We start from the raw sequence: 3,348 nt of genomic DNA on the forward strand, positions 1-3,348 counted from the left end.
GTCAGGCTGAATTCCGGCCAGGCCAGCCAGGCCCGCGACGCCGCCTGCCAGCGTAATCGGCGCGATCAGCGGGAGCGCATACAGCTCGGGGAAGGCATTAAGGAACTCCCCGACGTGGCCTATTTCATCCGAAGTCACTCCGGCGATGTCCGCCGACAACTGCGTCAGGCCCTGGGCCGGATTCTGTTCGATCAACGTGAGGTCGCGGGAAAGGGTCTGCGATATCTCCGTGAATCGGTTTATGTACCAACTCAATTGGTACGGGTTACCCGAGTCGTTGTCGATGATCGGCAACGTCGAGCTGTCACCGTTGCCGCCGAACTGGCCGTCGGCGGCCCGGGCGTTGACGATCTGCGGCGCCGCATCGGTCTGCGGCGACGCCGCCAATGCCGCGGTGGATACCGCTTGATAGGTCGTCATCGTGGTGGCCGCCTGAATCCACATCCGAACGTAGTCGGCCTCGTTGAGCGCGATCGGGATCGTGTTGATGCCAAAGAAATTCGTCGCCACCAGCACCCCGTGCAGCACGTGATTGGTGGCCAGCTCCGGCAGGGTCGGCATCGCGGCCAGCGCCGCGGTGTAAGCGGTTGCCGCCGTTTCGTGCTGGGTGGCCTCGGCGGCGCTCTTGGCGCTGGCTTGCATCAGCCACGCCAGGTAGGGCACATGAGCGGCCACGTAGCGCTCGGCGCTCGGGCCCTGCCAGGCTCCGGCCTGCACTGCCGCCAACACGTCGCTGAGTTCGTCGGCGACCGACGCGTATTCGCCGCTCAACGAACTCCAGGCGGTCGCCGCGGCCAGCAGCGACCCGGGTCCTGGCCCGCTGCTCAGCATCGCCGAGTGCACCTCGGGCGGCGACGCCATCCACACCGGCGCCGTCATCGGCGGCCCGATGCAGCGGCGGCACCAGCGCGAACGCCCGGTGAGATCACGACGGCATTCAATACGACGCCATGTCGTAGGACAAGACCCGGTGCGGGTAGGGGGTATGCGCAGGTCCAGGACCTGGTAGCGGCGCTTAGACCCGCAAAAGTGTCGGCAGCGCCAGGGCCGAATCGAGCGCCAACGCGCAGAACACCACCGCGAGGTAGTTGTTCGACTGCAGGAACAATCGCAGCGGCTTGACCGGCTCGCCGCGCCGCACGCCGGCGTAGAGCTGGTGCGCCATCGCCAGAAACCACACTCCGGCCACCGCGGCCACCGCGGTGTAGAGCCACCCGGTGGCCAAGGACAGCGCCAGCGTCGCGGCCACGGTCAGCCAGGTGTAGATCAGGATCTGCTTGGTGACCTGACGTTCCGTGGCGACCGCCGGCAGCATCGGCACACCCGCCGCCTTGTAGTCGTCCTTGTAACGCATCGCAAGCGCCCAGGTGTGCGGCGGCGTCCAGAAGAAGATGATCGCGAACATCACCAACGCCGGCCACGCGATCGTTCCGGTCACGGCCGACCAGGCGATCATCACCGGCATGCAGCCGGCCGCCCCGCCCCAGACCACGTTCTGCGAGGTGCGGCGCTTGAGCAGCAGGGTGTAGACGAACACATAGAACGCGATCGTGCCCACGGCCAGCAAACCCGACAGCAGGTTGGTCGTCCACCACAGCCAGACGAACGAGCCGACACTCAACACCAGTCCGAACACCAGCGCGTGTCCGGTTGGCACCGCGGCCCGCGCCAGCGGGCGTTGCGCGGTCCGCTTCATCTTCTTGTCGATGTCGGCGTCCGCCACGCAGTTCAACGTGTTCGCGCCGCCGGCGGCCAGCATCCCGCCGATCAACGTGTTGAGGATCAGCAGCGGGTTCACGCTGCCGCGGTGGGCCAGCAACATCGCCGGAATCGCGGTGACCAGCAACAGCTCAATCACTCGAGGCTTGGTCAACGCCAAATAGGCCAGCAAAATCGTGCTGACTCGGCTCGGCGCAACGCGCTCGCGAATGCTCACGCAAGGACTCCTCGGATCACAGCAGCGCGCAGCTTCTACTACGCACGATGGTAGACCGGACGACTTGCCCAGCATGCACCGCAGGGCCTATTGACAGCCAATCGGCGACCATCGAGGCACAACGCTCAGTTGACGGCGCCTGAACAATCAGCGGTCGAATATCCTTTGACACGCCCGCAACGTTCCGGCATTAGGGTAAGAACAGGACCATTCTGCCGAGCCCGAGGACTTCAGTACGTGACCACACTCGAAGACATCTCGACCCTGACCCACCCGCATCACCCCGACGACTGGAGCGACCTCGATTCAGCCGCCGTGGACACCGTCCGGGTGCTGGCCGCCGACGCGGTCCAGAAAGTCGGCAACGGCCATCCCGGCACGGCGATGAGTCTGGCGCCGTTGGCCTACACCCTGTTTCAGCGGGCGATGCGGCACGATCCCAGCGACGTCCATTGGCTCGGCCGCGACCGGTTCGTGCTGTCCTGCGGGCACAGCAGCCTGACGCTGTATCTGCAGCTGTACCTGGGCGGCTTCGGGCTCGAGCTGTCCGACATCGAGTCACTACGTACCTGGGGGTCCAAGACGCCCGGCCACCCGGAGTTCCGGCACACCGACGGGGTGGAGATCACCACCGGGCCGCTCGGCCAGGGCTTGGCATCTGCTGTCGGCTTCGCGATGGCGGCGCGTTACGAGCGCGGCCTGTTCGATCCGGACACCGCACCCGGGACCAGTCCGTTCGACCATCACATCTACGTGATCGCGTCAGACGGTGACATGGAAGAGGGAGTGACCTCGGAGGCGTCATCGCTGGCGGCCGTGCAGCAGTTGGGCAACCTCATCGTGTTCTACGACCACAACCAGATCTCGATCGAGGACGACACCAACATCGCGTTGTGCGAAGACACCGCCGCCCGCTATGAGGCGTACGGCTGGCACGTGCAGCATGTCGAGGGCGGCGAGAACGTCGTCGCCATCGAAGAGGCCATCGCCAAGGCCAAGGCGGTCACCGACAAGCCGTCGTTCATCTCGGTGCGGACGATCATCGGCTACCCGGCGCCGAAGTCGATGAACACCGGAAAGGCACACGGCTCAGCGCTCGGCGACGAAGAAGTCGCGGCGGTCAAGGAAATCCTCGGCTTCGACCCGGACAAGAAGTTCGAGGTGCGCGACGAGGTGATCGCGCACACCCGCGAGTTGGTGCAGCGCGGCAAGGAAGCCCACGACAAGTGGAACGCCGATTTCGAAGACTGGGCCAAGCGCGAACCCGAGCGCAAGAAGCTGCTCGACCGGCTGACCGCCGAGGAACTGCCCGACGGCTGGGACGCCGACGTCCCGCACTGGGAACCCGGCGACAAGGCGCTGGCGACCCGTGCCGCGTCCGGCAAGGTGCTGAACGCGGTGGGCCCGCACCT

2 protein-coding genes and 1 pseudogene are annotated in these 3,348 nt (G+C 65.9%); 1 reads left to right on the forward strand and 2 read right to left on the reverse strand.

The genetic code is table 11. From position 1 onward, the window contains the following. Positions 1 to 879: PPE family protein (locus VGH54_RS00930; protein WP_331510064.1), on the reverse strand; the 879-nt coding region annotated here is incomplete at its 3' end. A 136-nt stretch (positions 880 to 1,015) separates the two neighbouring features. Beyond that, positions 1,016 to 1,936, reverse strand: coding sequence for a heme o synthase (locus tag VGH54_RS00935; protein WP_331510065.1), 921 nt, complete (start codon positions 1,934 to 1,936; stop codon positions 1,016 to 1,018). A gap of 237 nt (positions 1,937 to 2,173) precedes the next feature. Between VGH54_RS00935 and VGH54_RS00940 the strand changes: the two are divergent. Beyond that, positions 2,174 to 3,348 (forward strand): annotated as a pseudogene (locus VGH54_RS00940) (transketolase); the annotation flags it as partial.

The organism is Mycobacterium sp. (assembly GCF_036488105.1).
Taxonomy (GTDB): domain Bacteria; phylum Actinomycetota; class Actinomycetes; order Mycobacteriales; family Mycobacteriaceae; genus Mycobacterium.